The following is an 18813-nucleotide window of genomic DNA, read 5'->3' as shown; positions in this document are numbered from 1 at the left end:
TATGATAATTGGAATAATTGGAGCTATGGAAGAAGAAGTAGCATCATTAATAGATGAAATGGAAGTAAAAAGTAAAATTGCAAAAGCGAAAATGGTTTTCTACAGTGGAACTATCTACGGAAAAGAAGTTGTTATTGTAACTAGTGGAATCGGAAAGGTTAATGCTGCGGTATGTACTCAAATATTAGCTGATAAGTTTGATGTAGATTACATAATTAATGTAGGTATTGCTGGTGGCGTTGGGGAAGAGATTTACCCTGGAGATATTGTTATAGCAAATAATTTAGTGCAACATGATGTTGATACCTCTGCTTTTGGAGAAAAATTAGGTCAAATACCAAGAATGGATGCTTATGATTTCAAATGTAGTGAGTTTTTAATAAGTCATGGAAGAGTTGCCTGTAGTTCTTTAGAAGGAATAAATACTTTTGTAGGTAGAGTGGTATCAGGTGATCAATTTATTGCAAATAGTGAAAAAATAAAATGGCTGAGTAAAGAATTCAATGCTCTAGCATGCGAAATGGAAGGTGCAAGCATAGCCCATGTTGCTTATTTAAATGATATACCTTTCCTTATTATTAGATCCATATCAGATAACGCAAACAATGGAGCACATATGGACTATGAAAAATTCAAACCAATAGCAGTTAAAAATTCTAATACTATTTTAAGAAGTATGTTAAAGTCAATGTAGGTGATATTTAATGAAAAACTTACTAGTGGAAAAAAACAGTGGTCCTAATATAATAGTTAAAGTTAGAGATATAGCAATTGGAGACAAAGAGCCAGTATTTATTTCAGGGCCCTGTTCAGTGGAAAGCTATGATAAAATGATGGCTATTGGTAAGGAATTAAAGAATATTGGAATACACATTTTAAGAGGTGGAGCTTTTAAACCAAGAACCTCACCCTATGATTTTCAAGGTTTACATATGGAAGGAATTAAAATTCTACATGAAGTAGGTAAGTCTTATAACCTCCCAATTGTTACTGAAATTATGGATGCTAGAGATATTGAAAAATGTATTCCATATATAGATATGATTCAAGTAGGTTCAAGAAATATGTATAATTACACTTTACTAAAGGAACTTGGCAAAAGTTCACTTCCAATTTTATTAAAAAGAGGTATAAGTGCTACGGTATCAGAATGGCTATATGCCGCTGAATATATAATGAGTAGTGGAAATTCACAGGTAGTACTCTGTGAACGTGGAATTAGAACTTTTGAAACATATACTAGAAATACTTTAGATTTAAACTCTGTGGCTGTAATAAAGGAAAATTATAGGCTGCCTATTATAGTGGATCCAAGTCATGGCACAGGAAAACGTGAATTAGTAGAATCAATGAGCTTAGCATCTATAGCTTGTGGAGCTCATGGACTTATGATTGAAAGCCATATTTGTCCAGACAATGCAGTGTCAGATGCAAGGCAAACTGTAAATATGGATACTTTGAAAAGTATTGTTAATAAGAGTAAAGTTCTAAATGATATTTTATAATTTGTAGAGTTTAGCTAAAATTCATATAATGTTATAGATTTTAAAACTAAATTTTATTTATAAACATATAATTATTTACATTGAGGTAATTTATGAAAGCAGTTATAAAAGGATGCAAAGCAAATTTTGATATTATAACTACAGTACCGGGAGATAAATCTATATCCCATAGATCTTTAATTATTGGAACTATTCCTAAAGGGGTATATACCATAGAAAACTATGCTATGAGTGAAGATTGTAAAACAACTATTGAGGTTCTTAAATCTTTAGGGGTTTCCATTGTTTCACATGAAAACAAATTACTGGTAAACTCTCCTGGGGTCTATGAGTTTCATAAAGATGTTGAGATACTAGATTGTAAAAATTCTGGAACAACTGCCAGACTTATAAGTGGATTAATTTGTGGTGCAAATATCAAAACTAAGCTTATTGGAGATGAATCTCTAAGCAAAAGACCCATGGGGAGGGTTATAGATCCCCTTGAAGTCATGGGTGGGAATATTTATGATTTTAAAGGAACTCTTCCAATTAGATTTGAAAAGAACAGGGGACTTACGTCTATAGAGTATGAACTTCCTGTACCCTCAGCTCAAGTAAAATCTGCGGTTCTAATTGCAGGTTTTTTATCTAATGGAGTTACAAAAGTAATTGAACCAATTCCTACAAGAGATCATACTGAAAATTTATTTAAGTTTTTAGGAGCTAGGGTTGAAAAGTGTGGAGATAAAATTTCAATAGAGAATTCTCCTATAATATGCAAGGATATAATTGTTCCAGCAGATCCATCTTCTGCTTCTTTCTTAATTTGTGCAGCTCTTTTAGGTCATAATATAAAACTTACTGTTCAAAATGTTTTACTCAATGAAAGTAGAAAAACTTATATTGACATTTTAAAAGCTATGGGAGCTAGCATTGAAATAGTTGGAAAAGGAATTGTTAATAATGAGCCTGTAGGTGACTTAGTTGTCTATAGCAGTGAGTTAAAAGGCGTTAAGATAGAACATCATATTATACCAAGTATTATTGATGAAATACCTGTACTTAGTGTAGTTGCGGCATTTGCAGCTGGGGAAACTGTTTTTCAAGGAGTAGAAGAGTTAAAGGTTAAAGAAAGTGATAGGGTAGAGGGAATAGTGAAAAATTTAAGAAAAGCTAATCTCAAGGCTACTTATAGTAACAATAACTTAATTATTCAAGGTTTTCATGTTGAGGGAGAAACCTCAACTGAAGGAAGTGTAAGTATAGAGACAAATAATGATCATAGAATTGCTATGGCTTTTGCTATACTAGCTATGAAGTTAAAAGCTACAATAATCATTGACAACTGGGATTGCTCAGAGATTTCTTTTCCAGATTCAAAAACTTATTTTAGTAAATTTATGAATTTTATGAAATAGTGTAATAAAATTTTCTGTAAGGTAGAAAATAAGTAAGATAAATAGTATAAACCTTTATCTAAGGAGTTGATATTATGGATAAGTCTAAGCTTAACTACTTTAAGGAAAAGTTATTAGAAGAAAAAAAAGATGTTTATAAGTTGTTAGACCAAATGAGTGATAATGACACTATTACACCTTTAGTTGAGAGAAATACGGAGCTTTCCTATTATGATAACCATGGTGCTGACAATGGTGGAGAGCTAAATGATTTGTTAAGAGGCCTCGCACTAGAAGGAAATGAAAAATCAATAATTGGAAAAATTGACAGAGCAATAAGGGATATTGAAAATGGAGACTATGGTGTTTGTAAGGTATGTGGAAAGATAATACCTGAAGAAAGATTAGAATTTATTCCTTATGCTGAGCACTGTGTAAGTTGTCAAAGTAGCATTAACGAGGCTGTTCCAGAAGACATTTCTGATGCTGCAAGACCAGTTGAGGAAGAAGTTTTAGGAAGACCTTTTAGGTTAGACAGAGATAGTAGAGATTATACTGGCTTTGATGTGGAGGATAGCTACCAAGCAGTAGCAATTTATAACGATAGTGATGGGTTTTATGACACTTTTGAGGATGACGACATCGAAAATCGTTATGTAGATCCTATGGATTTAATTAGTAATGAGCAGTATAGAAGACAACTTCCAGATTAGAGGTTGAAATTTCTGGCAGCTATAAGCTGTCAGAAATTTATTTATAATTATAGGGGGATAAGTATGGTTTTAGAAGTGGTTGTTATTATTTTAGGCTTATTATTAGATAGAATAAGCAAGTTATGGGCTTTAGCCGGTTTAAAGAGTAACTCAGGAATTGTAATAATTAAAGACTTCTTTGGTTTTGAGTACCTAGAAAATAGAGGAGCAGCTTTTGGCATACTCCAGAATAAGCTTTGGCTCCTAGTAATAATTACAATATTTGTAGCATCAGGAATGGTTTATTACCTAATAAAATATAAGCCCACATCTAAACTTCTTAGAATTGCAATGGCGATGATTGTAGCAGGGGCCATTGGCAATTTAATAGACAGGGTATATTATAATTTTGTAGTTGACTTTATTTTAGTACACTATAAAAATGTATATTATTTTCCTACTTTTAATGTGGCTGACATTTTCGTTAGTGTAGGAACCTTCTTTTTAATCATTTGTATTTTAAAGGACGAGATTTAATGAGTACAGAAATGTTTATAGCAAGTGAGCCAGATATAAATAAAAGATTAGATTTGTTTTTAAGTGAAAAGTTTGAACACATGTCCAGGTCCTATGTTCAGGGCCTTATAGAAAATGAAAGTGTAAAGGTTAATAACAAGATTAAGAAAAGTAATTATAAATTAAAGTTTAAAGATGAAATATCAGTTGAAGTTCCTATACCAGTTGAACTTCAGGTTGAAGGAGAAAATATACCAATAGATACTATTTATGAAGATAGTGATGTAATAGTAGTAAATAAGCCACAAGATATGGTTGTTCATCCTGCTCCAGGTAATTATACTGGAACTTTAGTTAATGCTCTTTTATATCATTGTAAAGACTTGTCAGGAATTAATGGGGTAATAAGACCAGGCATCGTTCATAGAATCGATAAGGATACCACAGGGATTCTAGTTGTTGCAAAAAATGATAATGCACATAATAAGCTTGCTGAGCAACTAAAGAATCACAGCATGACCAGAACTTACTATGCTTTAGTAGAAGGAAATGTAAAACAAGACGAGGGAATTGTTAATGCGCCTATTGGACGTCATCCAGTGGATAGAATTAAAATGGCTGTGGTTAAAGATGGAAGAGAAGCTGTTACTCATTATAAAGTTATTGAACGATTTGGAGATTATACTTTAGTTAAGTGCAATCTAGAAACAGGAAGAACACATCAAATTCGAGTTCATATGGCCCATATCGGGCACCCTTTAGTAGGAGATAATGTTTATGGATATAAGAAGCAGAAGTTTAACCTTAAAGGGCAAGTGCTCCATGCTAAGGAACTTGGATTTATTCATCCTACCTCTGGTGAGTACATTCATTTTGATTCAGAGCTTCCTAAGTATTTTATAGAGTTATTAGAAAAGCTTAGGGGTAGAGTTTCTAAGTAGTAAATTTTAAAAGTTCTAGGATAGACCTATGAGTTAAGTATTGTAATATAAATAGGAGTGTTAAAGAGATGGAGTTAAAATCAGTTTTGCTAGATGATAAAGCTATAAAAAGAACCCTAACTAGAATTTCACATGAAATTATAGAAAAAAATAAAGGGACAGAAAATTTAGTTCTGTTAGGAATTAAGAGTAGAGGAGTTCCTCTTGCTAATAGAATTGCAAATTTAATTGAACTATTTGAGGGAAAAAAATTAGAAGTGGGTTCAGTGGATATAACTTTGTATAGAGATGACCTCACTACATTAGGAGAACAACCTACTTTAAATAGTAAAGAAGTTGGAATTGATATCAAAGGGAAAAAAATAATTTTAGTTGATGATGTACTATATACTGGAAGAACTGTTAGAGCTGCTATTGATGCTATAATTGATATAGGAAGACCTGAAATGATACAATTAGCTGTACTTGTAGATAGAGGACATAGGGAACTTCCTATAAGAGCTGATTATGTAGGCAAAAATATTCCAACCTCAAAAAAAGAGGTGATTTCGGTACAACTTCAGGAAATAGATGGAATAGATTTAGTAAATATATTTGAAAATGACTAGGAGATTTAAGTTATGTATAAAATTATTGCAACCACTACCTTTGGACTAGAAGCAATAACAGCTAAAGAGCTAAAGGCTTTAGGTTATGAGGATTTAGTGGTAGAAAACGGGAAAGTCACCTTTGAAGGGGATGAAATGGATATTGCTATTTGTAATATTCATCTTAGAACTGCTGAAAGGGTTTTTATCAAAATGGCAGAATTTAAAGCTACTTCCTTTGAGGAATTATTCCAAGGAACTAAATCAGTAGATTGGGGAGAACTTATACCCATAGATGGAAAAATGCATGTTATAGGAAAATCGGTTAAATCCCAGCTCCATAGTGTGCCAGATTGCCAAGGTATAGTTAAAAAGGCCGTTGTGGAAAAGATGAAAGAAAAATACAATGCTTCTTGGTTTAGCGAAGAAGGGCCTGTATATAAAATAGAAGTTAGCATTTTAAAGGATTTAGTTACTCTTTCAGTGGATACTTCAGGAGTTGGATTACATAAAAGAGGATATAGAGAAAATGCTGGTGAGGCTCCATTAAAAGAAACCCTTGCAGCTGCTTTAGTTCTTTTAACAAAGTTTGATGGCTCAAGACAATTGATTGATCCTTTTTGTGGTTCAGGTACAATAGTCATAGAGGCAGCAATGATAGCAAAAAACATGGCACCAGGACTTAAGAGAAATTTTGTAAGTGAAACTTGGCCGTCAATGGACAAGGAAATTTGGCAACAGGTGAGAGAAGGGGCAAAAGCAGCTATTAATAGTAAAGAGTTTAAAATTCAAGGTTCCGATATAGAGGGAAGAGTTTTAAGAACGGCAATCAACAATGCCGAAAAGGCTGGAGTAAGCAACTATGTAAACTTTCAAAAGCTTCCAATGCAAAGTGTAAGTTCGAAAAAGAAAAATGGGCTAATTATTACAAATCCTTCTTATGGTGAAAGATTAGGAGAAGTAGAAGAAATAAAGGTTTTATATAAAGAATTTTCAGCTATGTATTCGAATCTTGAAGATTGGTCTTGCTATATACTAACCTCCTTTGAAGAGTTTGAAAAAGTATTTGGCAAAAAAGCTGACAAGAATAGAAAGCTTTACAATGGAAGACTTCAATGTTACTATTATCAGTATAATATAAAATAGAATTTGAAAGCAGCTTATGGACACTCTGAACATAAGTTGTTTTTTATTATATAGAAAGTTTAACTTTTTTGCCTGAAAAAAGCACCGCAAATGCCTTGTAATTATTGAGTTTCAGAGTGCGTATAAAAAATGTAAGTAAGCGCTAGCTTTTAAACGGGTGTGAGAATACACACATTTGGACTAAAGAAAAGTGAATTTTAATAGTGTGAGAACTATTGGTTTAAGTTCAACTTAGAAAACTCATGATGAATAATTTTGAATTTTCTTATCATTAGTGTTTTATTATTGTATAATGTAATTAGAAATTAAGAGGAGGAGTATAATGTTTTCATATGCTTTTAAAAAATATATAAGGGGGTTTCATAATTTTTTACCCTTTATTGTAATTAGCTTAATAATTGAGTTAGTTACATTGAAAATATTTTCGTTACAATCAGCAGGAAATGAGTTAATAAATGCCATACAATTAGGAAAAGATATAGATTGGAATATGGCTGTGTCAGACCCTAAGTTCAAAGGGTTAGCTGTTACCTTTTTTTCAATTATTGCAGTAAGTTTATTAATAAGTCCTATTTTAAGTAATTACATAAACTTAATTATTAAAGAAATACTAGATAAAAAGGAAGTAAGACATATAGAGACACTAAAAGAAAGTTTTAGATTTTATTTTCCTTCTATAGGTGTAACCTTAACCATAGGTCTAATGCTTCTAGGCCTTTTAGTAGTTTCAGTATTAGTTGTTGTATTAATACCCTTTCTTGGAATTATTGCTGCTATTGCTGGATTTATATTTTTCATATATCTTGCAATAGTCTATTCTACCTCAGTACCGTATTTATTATATTATAATAGTACAATTTCTGAAGCTCTTCACTATGGAAAGGAAGTTGGGAGAAAATATTTTTGGAGAATTTTTGGCTTTCTATTACTTATTAATATTGGAAGTCAAATAATAAACTTGCCAGATACAACGCAAATTTTAGCCTTTATAATAGTAACTTTACTAACTATATCACTGAACATACTAAGTAAAACTTATTTCCTTACTTTATGCAAAGGGTATAAACATCCTGAAATAGAATATGACCATACCTATGATAATGAAGATAAGGATGATGATAATTTTTAGTAGAAATAATTATAAACTTATGAAATAATAAAAACTTAACCACCTTATGCTTAGGGTGGTTAAGTTTTTTCTGTGTATGAAGAAAAATTAATGGCGGTTTATCAATAATAATAAACTGATATGGTTATATTAGTTCGAATTTAGATTAAGTTCCCTAGGTGTAACATATATAGTTTTATTAGTATAATATATTACCATGCCAGGTTTTGCTCCAGACATTTTTCTAACATTTTTTACCTCTGTATAATCGACAGGTACATTTGAAGAGTTCTTTGCCTTGCTATAAAATGCTGCAAGAGTAGCTGCTTCTAATAATGTTGTTTCAGGAACAGGTCCCTTACTCTTTATGATAACATGGGAGCCAGGGATATTTTTAGTATGAAACCATATATCATTTTTATCAGCAAATTTTAAGGTTAAGTAGTCATTTTGAATATTATTTTTTCCCACATAGATTTCAATTCCATCAGAAGAAATAAAATGAAGTGGTTTTGAAGGTTTTGACCTTTTATCCTTTGAAGCTTTTTTATAAGCGATATAACCAGTTTCCATAAGTTCATTTCTGATATCTTGTATTTCTGTATAATTATCAGCATTTAATATATTTGATAATACGGATTGAAGATATTGCTCCTCTTCTTCTGCTAATTTAATTTGAATCTTGGCATTCTCTTCTGATTTTTTTAACTTGTTGTACTTTTTAAAGTAACCTTGTGCATTTTCAGAAGGAGACTTATTTTCATTAAGAGGAATTTCAAGGTATTCTTCATTCTCACTATAGTAATTTAATAGTCTAGCGCTTGAATCACCTTTTTTTATACTGTAAATATTAGAAGTAATCAATTCTCCATAGAGATTTAACAATTGCATTTCTTCACATTCCTTTAAGGTTAACTTAAGAATGTTCAATTTTTTAGCAATTCTATCTAAATTATTTGTTACTATTTTTTGTAAGTCTGCACTTCTAGCATTTAACCTATCAAACTTATCCTTCTCGTAATAGTACTCTTCAATTAGCTCACTTGGAGAAGTAAATTCCTTAGAAGTGTATCCTTTATCTAATAGATTAGTTAACTTAATACAGTGAAAGTCCTTTAAAGCTCCATCCTTACTATAGGCTAGTAAACTATAATTATTCTCTTTAATACTATTGAAAAAAATATTAGTAAAATTAAAAACTTGGTTTAAGTTCACCGTAGAAATATCAATATTATCTAGGTTAGCTCTATAATAAATTTCATTTGAAAGTGGATTACTTACACCAGCTATAATAGTGCTAAATAACTTATTATCAATAGGTTTCTCTGCATACTTTTTATTGACTATTTCTATAAACCCTTCCTTATTAAAAGAAAAACCATTTAGTTTATCAGATTTTGGAGGATAAATATATTCCATACCTGGATAGAGAACTCTATAGCTATTCATGTCAGAGGATAGATGTTTTATACAATCCATAATTTGATTGTCTCTTTTTCTTACAAGGGATATATTACTGTGTCTACCCATTATTTCAATAATTAGTCTATAAACACTATCAAAGCCTAAATCATCTGTACTTTCAAAGTCTAAAATGAGAACTCTATCACTTTCAATTTGAGATACATTGACTAAGGTAGCTGTATTTAAGTATTTCCTTAAAACCATGCAAAACATAGGTGGCTGCATTGGGTTCTCTTTAGATTCCTTGGTGAAATTTACTCTAGCATAGTTTGAGCTTGCACTTATAAGTAACTTCTTACTCTTTCTGTTAACTTTAAAACTTAAAATTATTTCATCCTTTTCAGGTTGAGTAATTTTATCAACTCTACAATTTAAAATCTCATCTTTAATTTCTTTTATTAAGCTGCTAAGATATATTCCGTCTAGTGCCATATATATCATCCTTTCTTACAGGCAATTTCCAGTAGTATATATAGTATAACATTATAGGTAAATATTGAGAATACTGCAATACCATAAATAATAATTCCTCATATACATATAATATGGTAATATTACTATATTATATTAGTTTTTGAGGTGGTATTATGAATTCAATAAAGTTTACTAAAATGCATGGTGCAGGTAACAATTTCATTGTATTAGAAGATCTGGATAATAGATTTAAAGATTTAAACTTATTAGCAAAAGTTCTGTGTGATAGGGCTTTTGGAATAGGCGGAGATGGTATATTGGTAGTTAAAAAAAGCAATACAGCAGACATAGATATGGTGATAATAAATGCAGATGGTTCCTATGCTGCTATGTGTGGTAATGGTATTAGATGTTTTGCAAAATACGTGTATGAAAACGGAATTGTAAATAAAGAGCTAATAAACATTGGAACAGGAGATGGAATTAAGATTGCAAGACTAGTGGTTAAGGATGGTGTTGCTAGTGAAGTCACTATTGATATGGGAATGCCTTCTTTCGAGCCAGATAAAATTCCTGCTATAACAGATAAACCAATAATTAATAAAACTATAAATATTCAGGGAAAAGATTATATTTTAAACACTATGCTAATGGGAGTTCCTCATACTGTAATTATTGATAAACTTAATAATTATCAGGTAGAAGAGGGGAAGTTAATAGAGAAGCTTAGTATTTTCCCAGAAGGCACTAATGTGAACTTTTGTGAAGTTTTAAATAAAAGTGAAATAAGAGTTAAAACTTGGGAGCGTGGAGCAGGAGCCACCTTAGCCTGTGGCACTGGAGCTTGTGCATCAGTAATTGCTTGTAATAACCTTAGTTTAGTTGAGGATAAGGTTTTAGTTCACATTCCTGGGGGAACTCTAAAAATAGAAGTAACAACTAATGGTGTATTGATGACTGGGCCAGCAGTGAAAGTGTTTCAAGGGGAAACTTTAGAAATGAATATATAAAAAAACTAATTGAATAATGAATAACTTTAGAAACAGCTTTGGACTACCATGAAAGCAGCTACCATTTATACAAAAGAGTTGATAAGAAGCTTCTAAAATGTTGTTAAAAAGAGACTGGGTGTTTAAATTACTAGTCTCTTTTTGGTTTTTATGTAAATTAAGTAAACATGACATATTACAATATTTACCGTATATTAATAAAGTATTTACAAATTAAGGGTTTAAGTAATGATTATAAGGACAAACTTTGAATAGTTACATTACTTAGTTTCAAGAGGTAAATAATAGTTAGGTATTAGAGGAATCTAAGGAGGAGATAATATTGGAACATGTCAGCTTATTTATGGATTTAGATAATATAATAATTGATAAAAATGCAGTAGTTTATTTAACTAAAGATTTTTGTGAAAAGTATATGATTTTTCCTTACAAGGTAGAGGGGGATATTTTATATTTAGCTTCCATTAAACCACTAAATAGCCATTGGATTAGGGAATTGAAATTTATTACTAAAAAGAATATTGAGTATTCTATTTGTGATAAGTCTCAGATAATTAATCTTATAAATTATTATTATGGTAAAGATTCCGCTGATCGAGCTTTGCAGGAACTTCAACATGAAAATAATAATAGTGAAATCAGTGGTAAACTCGAAAAAGAAGAAACAGAGTTATTAAAAGGGCCAGTTATAACTCTTGTAGATTCTATTGTTTATAATGCTGTAGTTAAAGGAGCTAGCGATATACATATAGAACCCTTCAAGACCTATGTCACTATAAGATATAGAATTGACGGAGCTTTAGAAAAGTTTAATACATATCCCAAAGTCATATATGACTCCTTAACAACAAGAATTAAAATTATGTCAAAGATGGATATTTCAAAAAAGCATTACCCTCAAGATGGAAAGTTTTCTAAAGTTATAAATGACGGTGAATTTGATTTTAGAGTTTCGTCTCTTCCAACAGTTAATGGAGAAAAATTTGTTATTCGAGTTTTGCATAGAAGTGACAATACACTAACACTTAGTAGTCTAGGATTTAAGAATAACTGGTGTACGGTCATAGAGGAACTGCTAAAGAATAGACAAGGGTTAATTATAATTACTGGTCCCACAGGCAGTGGAAAAACTACAACCCTATATTCTATGTTAAAACATATCAACACAAGCTGTAAGAACTTAGTCACTGTAGAGGATCCAGTTGAGTATGTTCTTGAAGGAGTAAACCAAGTCCATGTTAATAATCAAAGTGGACTAACTTTTGCAAATACCTTAAAGGCAATTTTAAGGCAAGATCCTGATATCATAATGGTGGGCGAAATAATCGATGAAGCTACTGCAGAGACTGCAATCAGAGCAGCATTAACGGGACACTTAGTATTAACAACACTCCATACTAATGATGCCGCAAGTACCGTGAATAGATTAATAGATATGAATATTGCATCATACTTAATCAGTGATTCCTTACTAGCTGTAGTTGCTCAAAGGTTAGCCAGAAAAGTATGTAAAAATTGTAAGGAAAGTTATAATCCTAATAAAAGTGAAAGAATACTTTTAGGAATTAATGAGGGCACTCAGCTTTACAAAGGGAAAGGTTGTCCTAAATGTAATGGAACAGGATATAAGGGAAGAGTTGCAGTTTATGAAATAATGTTAGTAAATGAAAGGCATAAAAAAATTATTTGTAGCAGCCATAATAGTGAGGATTTAAAAAGATATTCAATAAATAATGGAATGATCCCTTTAAAGGAGTGTTTTAGACAACTTGTAATAAATGGAGATACAACCTTAGAAGAATACCTATGTAATCTGCAAGAGTTTAACTTGAGTCAAGTTATGGAGGTAAGTTATGCAATATAAGTATATTGCCACTAATATAGAAGGAAAATTTATAAAAGGAGAAATAAATGCTGAAAGTCCACAGGATTTAATAAGCAATTTAAGAAGTGAAAGTCTATTTTGTGTTCAGTACCAGAAAAAAATAGAATTAAAAGCCATTAAATTTTATATGCCGACATCACAAAAGGAAATAGCTCTATTTTGTAAGTATATGAGCACCTCCTTAAAAGCAGGAATGAATATATGTGACATTTTAAACTTAGTTTCTCTTCAATTTACTAATAAAAAGTTTAATGATTTATTACATATAATAAGGCAAAGCATAGAGAAAGGCAATACCCTTTCTGAGGCTCTAAAAAACTATCCAAAATTATTCCCGTCCCTTTTAAGAGAAATGGTTTATATTGGAGAAGAGAGTGGAAAATTACAGGATATTTTTTACAACATGGAGAGCTATTACAATTCAACCTATAAAAGAAATAAAAAAATTATCAGTTCTTTAATTTATCCTGCATTTACTTTTATTTTAACTATAATTATTGGGTTCATTATGATTTTTAAGGTTTTGCCTCAATTTGCTTCTCACATTACAAATCTTCAAGGAGAACTTCCTAAAATTACAAAATTTTATCTTGGGTTAGGTAATTGCGTAAGTGCTAATGGTGGATTGGTTGTATTTATGGTAGCACTTACCATAGTGGTGACTTATTTTATTGTTCATAAGTTTTTTCATAAGAAAGATATCTATTTTATGCTTTATAAACTTCCTGTAGTTGGCTCCATGTATAAAAAGGCTTTCTATGCTAGGTTTACCTACACTATGTATATTTTACTTCAAAGCGGTATGGACATTATTTCATCCTTAAACATGGCAATGAAATGTGAAGAGAGTCAATGGATATGTAAAGCCTTGGCACAGTGCTCAAAGGATATAGAAGAAGGTCAGTCCATTTATGATGCCCTTAATGCCCAGTCAATTTTTCCTAAGTTTTTTATGGGTATGATTCGGATAGGAGAAGAAAATGGTAATCTAGACAATATGCTGAATACTGCAAATGAGATTTTTGAAAACGAGCTAAGTACTTCTTTAGAGAGATTTTCAGCATTAATTGAACCAATTTTAATTTTATTATTGGGTGTTTTTGTGGGTACTATAGTATTAGCAATCATGCTACCACTGATAAAGTTATCTACCGTGGGGATTTAAAACATGAAAAAGGGATTTACTTTAATTGAATTAATGGTAACTATGGCATTAATATCTATTATTACTGCGGCTTCATTAATATGCCTAAAGGGCTTTAAGGAGCTAAGGGAAAAAATTGAAATGGATTATGCCGTAAACTCAATAGTAGAATTTGTTAACTCTGCAAAATGCTTTTCAAGAAATAATAACTGCTCCACAATTATTAATGTTAGTGGAAGTAAAGATTCATTAGAATTATATTCTAATATAGAAAGGATTAAGTTTTATAAGTTACCAAAGAAAATAAAAGTTACCCGAGTTTCAAGTGATGGGGATGATATTAAAATAAATAATCTTGGAAAAGCCATTAATGCATGTACCTTGACTTTAAGTAATGATGGAAGCTTGACTAGAGAAATAACAGTAAAGGTAGGAACAGGTTATGTTAGTGAGAAAAAGTAAGGGGTTTACAATGCTAGATACCATAGTAAGTATAGCAGTAATTTCTATAGCTATACTTACTATAATTACATCAGAGTCTCTAGCATTAAATATAAAAAATCGGCAATTAGAAAAGGATAAAGGCCTAGTTACAATAGAAGCAATAAATAAAATTATGGTAAATAATTTAACTTATGATGAGATTTCAAGTTTTTTTGGCAATAATGTAAGATATATAAAAGCTTCAAACTTAAATACTGATTTAATAAAGAAAAGTAGTATTTTAAATATTTGTAGTGAGAATAAAGAGTCTCAGTATCCATATGTAGAAATTAGAGGAAATAAAGATCCTAGCGATAATGTGGTAAAAATAGAGGTAAAGTATGAAATAAATGAAAAAGAGGAATTAAAATATGTATTCTATAAGGGAAACTATTAAAAATAAAAAGGGTTTTACCTTAGTGGAGGTTACAGTTACATTAAGTTTAATAGCCTTAACCTTATCATTATTAGTACCAATTTTATCAGTACATTTATCCACCTATTATGATTTCTCAAATTATAACAAGAGCACCATTGAAATAAAAGAAGCATTATCTCTTATTGAGAATGAAATTTCTAAAGATGGGGAGATTATATCGGTGGTGACAAATGGGGTGGAAATCCAAAAAAGAAACATATACTTTGATGAGAATAAAAGGAAAATTAAGTATGAGACTATATTTAAAATTATAAAACAGGGCTCAACCTTATATATTCAATTTAAAGAAGGTGTGAATAATTTTGTATCCCAACCACTGTTATATGAGGTGGAGGCTTTTAATATTGAAGAAAATGCAGGAGTAATATTTATGAAAATAAAGACTAAGGATGGTATCTCTTATGAAAAAACCTTTGATAAAGGGTTGTAAATCTTGGCCCAGAAGTAAGGGTAATGCACTAGTACTAGCGTTAGTAATTGTTAATTTTGTCATACTATTAAGCCTTTATATAGTAACTAAGGTTGATAATCTAGTTTTCTATAATGAAAATTTTGAGAGATATGCTTTAAAGGAAGACTTAGAGGCAAAGTTAAAGGAGTATGCTCTTTCAAAACTAAATGATATCATTATTCAAAATGCTGATAAAATATGTGCTGAAACCCCGGCTGAAACAGATGGAATACATGAGTTTTTCAAAAGCTACAATGATAATAGTATAGTAAATTATGATAGATGTAGTATTAAATATAATAGCAGCAAAAAGGAATTTTTAATAGAGACAATTATTTTAAATGACAATGGAAACCATAGAAGCTATGAAAATAGATTTTATGTAGAGCTTAAGGAAGGTAAACCTAAATACACATTCTTGAAGTAATAAAAAGGAGAGATTACTATTAGTTCTAATTATATAATTCAAATAAGCAATGATTCAGCAAGAGCTATCCCCTTTAAGAAAGTACCTCTATTAAAAAAAGTCAGGCAATTTAATGAAAGTGTTGTAGATAGAGAATTCTTCATAGGACTTAAAAATAAAAAGTTTACCATAATTATTGAGGGAGAAGAAATATATATTGATTTTATTACTTTACCTAAGGTGAAAAATGTTAGAATTTATGACTTGGTTAAAAATGAGCTTACTTGTAAGTTTGGAAACATTGATAATATTATATTTCATTATTCTGTTATTAAAGAGAGTGATAAACGACTTAATATTATAGTATATTGTGTAAATATCGAGAATCTTCCTATGCTGAAAAAGGAAAAATATAATGGTGAAACCTTAATAAAGGTGAACTTGATACAAAACTACATTGTTAGCTACCTATCTGAGCATATCCAAGAAAAAGACTATTTCTTTACTTTTAGGTACAAAAGAAATATATATTTCCTATTAGTAAATAGCAATAACTTAGTTGCAAATAGGGTCATAAAGGTTAATAAAAACTTAAATGGCTATACAGAAGAATTTGTTAGATTTTTAGAAGATTATAAAGAGGAATATAACTACATAAATAAAATATACACGCTAGATATGAATTTACTAAATGCAGAGCTTAATAATTTTATTGTAGTAAAGTTAAAGGAATTAAGCAATAGAGACTTTTTAAGCTATGTGGTTTTAAAGGGGTAAAATATGAGAAAAGATTACATGCCATTATGGTATATAGAAAAGATTGAAAAAAAAGAGATAAGATATTATCAATCATTTACCATAGTACTAATTATTTCTGTTTTAATTCTTTCTGTATTTACACTTAGGGCTATTAGTTCATACAATGATTTGGTTTTTGAAGGTGGTAAGAAAAGTGTTGTAGAAGGGAAAGATAAGGAGTTTTTAGAACTAAGAACCTTAAATCAAGTACATAATAAAATTATAAATAGTTCTCTAAAGTTAGACAAAGTAACTATTCACGAGGATACTATATCTATGGTTATCAATGTAGAAGATTTTCAAGAATATTTATCTAACATAAAGTATTTAGAAACTAATAGTGAAATCATATTTATTTCTACAGTTATGGGAAAAGAAAATGAAAAGTTTTTTGAAGTAAAGGTGAAAATGAAAAATGGATAAGTTTATGTATAAAATCATCATTGTGGTACTTGCTCTTTTGTGTTTAACAATTGCTGGAATTAATAGTGTTTATACTAAGAAAACGGATAAATATCTTTTATCCCAAAGTAATAAACCTGTAAACTCAAAACCTAAAAGTCAGTATAGTTTATATGATGCCTTAAATGCAATTAATAAGTACGAATCTTTTAAAATAGAGAAAATATCCTTAGAGCAAAATAACCAATGTAGCATGGAAGTTAAGTATTATGGAGATCTAGCTAATGTATCAGGGATTTTACAGGATATATCTCACATTGAAGAAGTAAGTAACATTCAAACCATAGTTCTAAGTAAAAAGGATAACACGGCAGCATTTAATATTAAATTTGTATTATGTAAATAAAATTTTAATATTAGTTTATTGAATAATTTTCTTTGTTTAGTTAGAATATATCTATGAAAATCTTCACAAATTCAGGAGAAAAAATGAAAGATAACATAATATTAATAGGCCTTAGTACCAGTGGTAAAACTACTATAGGCAAAGAAGTTAGTAGGATATTAGAAAAGACTTTTATAGACTGTGATAGTTTAATTCAGGAGAAGCAAGGTAAAACTATTAATGAAATATTTGAAGTCTATGGTGAAAAGTATTTTAGAGAATTAGAAAAAGAATTAGTAAATAATCTTATGGGCATAGAAAATGCGATAATTAGTACCGGTGGAGGACTACCAATATATAATAATAACTTAGATAAATTGAAACACATAGGATTAGTAATATTTTTAGATGCTCCCTTAAATGAAATAATTGAGAGGAGTATTAAAGTAAAAGATAGACCCTTGTTAACAGGTAATATAGAAAAGACTATTTCAAAACTTTATAATGAAAGAATTAATATATATCGAAAGGCACATTATATTTTAAACACTGAAAACTTGTCTGTAGACCAGTGTGCAAATAACATAATTAGTGTGCTAAAATAGAGGCTTTTATAATAACTCGTTTTTTAAAAAGGAAACTATCTTAGGTGATTTAAACCGATGGTTATTTCTCAAAAAATTAAAATGGGGGTTATAAGCATAAAATAAAAACACAGTAATTTTTTGTAATATACAATAATATATTTGCAAATGGTGTTGAGTTTTGGTAAAATGATTTTGTTAGCGAAAAAATAGTGTGGGTTTTTATGATAAATTTAGTTATTTATGGACTACATCTAAGGAGTAGCTATAAAAAATACTGATAAAAAATTAACATAAAATAGCTTTAGTATTAATTTATATTAATAGGTTATAATAAATGTAACTAACAACGCAATTATACAGGAGGTAACACTGATGATATCAGCAGGAGATTTAAGAAAAGGAACAACTTTTGAAGAGGGTGGACAAGTTTATACTGTAATAGACTTTTTACATGTTAAACCAGGAAAAGGTGCTGCTTTCGTAAGAACTAAACTAAGAAATGCAGTAACTGGTGGAGTTACTGAAACAACTTTTAACCCAACTGCTAAACTTCAAGAAGCAGTTATTGAGAGAAAAGAAATGCAATACTTATATTCTGATGGAGAATTATATTACTTCATGGATCAAGAAACTTATGAGCAAATTCCTCTTAACTATGAAAAAGTAGAAGAAGCTATAAAGTTCTTAAAAGAAAATATGTATGCAGTAATTAAGTTTTATAAAGGTGAAGCTTTCTCAGTTGAAGCTCCAAACTTTGTTGAATTAGTTATAACTCATACTGAGCCAGGTGCAAAAGGAAACTCTACTTCAAACGTTATGAAGCCTGCTACAGTTGAAACAGGAGCTATAGTTCCAGTTCCATTATTCGTAAATGAAGGTGAAACAATCAGAATCGATACAAGAACAGGAGAATACATGGAAAGAGTTTAATTCTTTCTAAAAGACTAGTTGATTAAATTCAATTAGTCTTTTTTTTAGTGCGCCCAGCATGGGCGGCAGCTCGGTGGTGAAAGTCCACTGTGGGGGTTGATAGCACCAACCACTAGCCTACGGCAAGGGTGTCCACCGTGA

General features: G+C 30.3%; 22 protein-coding genes. 21 read left to right on the top strand and 1 reads right to left on the bottom strand.

Annotation, left to right across the window (positions count from 1 at the left end; genetic code table 11):
* Position 1 precedes the first annotated feature (1 nt).
* The 9 genes from J2Z44_RS07670 to J2Z44_RS07630 all read left to right on the top strand — a co-directional run bounded on the left by J2Z44_RS07670 (position 2) and on the right by J2Z44_RS07630 (position 7895).
* Positions 2–694, top strand: a complete 693-nt coding sequence (locus tag J2Z44_RS07670) for a 5'-methylthioadenosine/adenosylhomocysteine nucleosidase (RefSeq protein WP_021285816.1) — start codon at positions 2–4, stop codon at positions 692–694.
* Between the two features lie 10 nt (positions 695–704).
* Complete coding sequence (gene aroF / locus J2Z44_RS07665; protein ID WP_021285817.1) at positions 705–1505, top strand: 3-deoxy-7-phosphoheptulonate synthase; 801 nt, start codon at positions 705–707, stop codon at positions 1503–1505.
* A 92-nt stretch (positions 1506–1597) separates the two neighbouring features.
* Positions 1598–2905 carry a 3-phosphoshikimate 1-carboxyvinyltransferase gene (gene aroA, locus J2Z44_RS07660; RefSeq protein WP_209649465.1) on the top strand — a complete coding sequence of 436 codons (1308 nt, stop codon included), beginning with the start codon at positions 1598–1600 and terminating at the stop codon, positions 2903–2905.
* A 74-nt stretch (positions 2906–2979) separates the two neighbouring features.
* Positions 2980–3597, top strand: coding sequence for a TraR/DksA C4-type zinc finger protein (locus J2Z44_RS07655; RefSeq protein ID WP_021284432.1), 618 nt, complete (start codon positions 2980–2982; stop codon positions 3595–3597).
* A 63-nt stretch (positions 3598–3660) separates the two neighbouring features.
* On the top strand, positions 3661–4113 hold the full coding sequence (gene lspA, locus J2Z44_RS07650) for a signal peptidase II (protein ID WP_021284433.1): 453 nt from the start codon (positions 3661–3663) through the stop codon (positions 4111–4113).
* Positions 4113–5033, top strand: coding sequence for an RluA family pseudouridine synthase (locus tag J2Z44_RS07645; protein ID WP_021284434.1), 921 nt, complete (start codon positions 4113–4115; stop codon positions 5031–5033). Before lspA ends, J2Z44_RS07645 begins: the two co-directional genes overlap by 1 nt.
* A gap of 68 nt (positions 5034–5101) precedes the next feature.
* Positions 5102–5641 (top strand): bifunctional pyr operon transcriptional regulator/uracil phosphoribosyltransferase PyrR, encoded by a 540-nt coding sequence (gene pyrR / locus J2Z44_RS07640; protein ID WP_021284435.1) that lies wholly within the window; start codon positions 5102–5104, stop codon positions 5639–5641.
* Between the two features lie 12 nt (positions 5642–5653).
* Positions 5654–6766: a THUMP domain-containing class I SAM-dependent RNA methyltransferase gene (locus J2Z44_RS07635; RefSeq protein WP_209649464.1), complete on the top strand. Its 1113-nt coding sequence runs from the start codon at positions 5654–5656 to the stop codon at positions 6764–6766.
* A gap of 322 nt (positions 6767–7088) precedes the next feature.
* Entirely contained in the window at positions 7089–7895 is an 807-nt protein-coding gene (locus J2Z44_RS07630; protein ID WP_021284437.1) for a hypothetical protein, read from the top strand.
* 129 nt (positions 7896–8024) lie between these two features.
* On the opposite strand, the gene J2Z44_RS07625 is transcribed toward J2Z44_RS07630, so the two are convergent.
* Positions 8025–9770, bottom strand: coding sequence for an Rqc2 family fibronectin-binding protein (locus J2Z44_RS07625; RefSeq protein ID WP_021284438.1), 1746 nt, complete (start codon positions 9768–9770; stop codon positions 8025–8027).
* Between the two features lie 164 nt (positions 9771–9934).
* Between J2Z44_RS07625 and dapF the strand changes: the two genes are divergently transcribed.
* From dapF to efp, 12 genes are all read left to right on the top strand, one after another.
* Positions 9935–10762, top strand: coding sequence for a diaminopimelate epimerase (gene dapF / locus J2Z44_RS07620; protein WP_031271735.1), 828 nt, complete (start codon positions 9935–9937; stop codon positions 10760–10762).
* Positions 10763–11084: 322 nt separating this feature from the next.
* Positions 11085–12626, top strand: coding sequence for a GspE/PulE family protein (locus tag J2Z44_RS07615; RefSeq protein ID WP_021284440.1), 1542 nt, complete (start codon positions 11085–11087; stop codon positions 12624–12626).
* Complete coding sequence (locus tag J2Z44_RS07610; RefSeq protein ID WP_209649463.1) at positions 12616–13812, top strand: type II secretion system F family protein; 1197 nt, start codon at positions 12616–12618, stop codon at positions 13810–13812. The genes J2Z44_RS07615 and J2Z44_RS07610 overlap by 11 nt, the downstream gene beginning before the upstream one ends.
* Before the next feature lie 3 nt (positions 13813–13815).
* On the top strand, positions 13816–14253 hold the full coding sequence (locus J2Z44_RS07605; RefSeq protein ID WP_021284443.1) for a pilus assembly FimT family protein: 438 nt from the start codon (positions 13816–13818) through the stop codon (positions 14251–14253).
* Positions 14234–14671, top strand: coding sequence for a type II secretion system protein (locus J2Z44_RS07600; RefSeq protein WP_209649462.1), 438 nt, complete (start codon positions 14234–14236; stop codon positions 14669–14671). Before J2Z44_RS07605 ends, J2Z44_RS07600 begins: the two co-directional genes overlap by 20 nt.
* Positions 14646–15143, top strand: coding sequence for a type II secretion system protein (locus tag J2Z44_RS07595; RefSeq protein ID WP_021282297.1), 498 nt, complete (start codon positions 14646–14648; stop codon positions 15141–15143). The genes J2Z44_RS07600 and J2Z44_RS07595 overlap by 26 nt, the downstream gene beginning before the upstream one ends.
* The gene (locus J2Z44_RS07590; RefSeq protein WP_021282298.1) at positions 15115–15591 is read left to right on the top strand and encodes a hypothetical protein; all 477 of its coding nucleotides are present in this window, start codon (positions 15115–15117) and stop codon (positions 15589–15591) included. The genes J2Z44_RS07595 and J2Z44_RS07590 overlap by 29 nt, the downstream gene beginning before the upstream one ends.
* A gap of 243 nt (positions 15592–15834) precedes the next feature.
* Entirely contained in the window at positions 15835–16347 is a 513-nt protein-coding gene (locus tag J2Z44_RS07585; protein ID WP_209649461.1) for a hypothetical protein, read from the top strand.
* Positions 16348–16350: 3 nt separating this feature from the next.
* Positions 16351–16791, top strand: coding sequence for a hypothetical protein (locus J2Z44_RS07580; RefSeq protein WP_021282300.1), 441 nt, complete (start codon positions 16351–16353; stop codon positions 16789–16791).
* Positions 16784–17176, top strand: a complete 393-nt coding sequence (locus J2Z44_RS07575; protein WP_021282301.1) for a hypothetical protein — start codon at positions 16784–16786, stop codon at positions 17174–17176. The genes J2Z44_RS07580 and J2Z44_RS07575 overlap by 8 nt, the downstream gene beginning before the upstream one ends.
* 83 nt (positions 17177–17259) lie before the next feature.
* A complete protein-coding gene (locus J2Z44_RS07570) occupies positions 17260–17760 on the top strand; it encodes a shikimate kinase (protein ID WP_021282302.1) in 501 nt (166 codons plus the stop codon).
* Between the two features lie 354 nt (positions 17761–18114).
* Complete coding sequence (efp, locus tag J2Z44_RS07565; protein ID WP_017415703.1) at positions 18115–18672, top strand: elongation factor P; 558 nt, start codon at positions 18115–18117, stop codon at positions 18670–18672.
* Positions 18673–18813 lie beyond the last annotated feature (141 nt).

Origin of the sequence: Clostridium punense (assembly GCF_017874425.1) — a bacterium.
Classification (GTDB): Bacteria; Bacillota; Clostridia; order Clostridiales; family Clostridiaceae; genus Clostridium_J; species Clostridium_J punense.
This window is presented reverse-complemented; position numbering and strand designations above follow the sequence as displayed.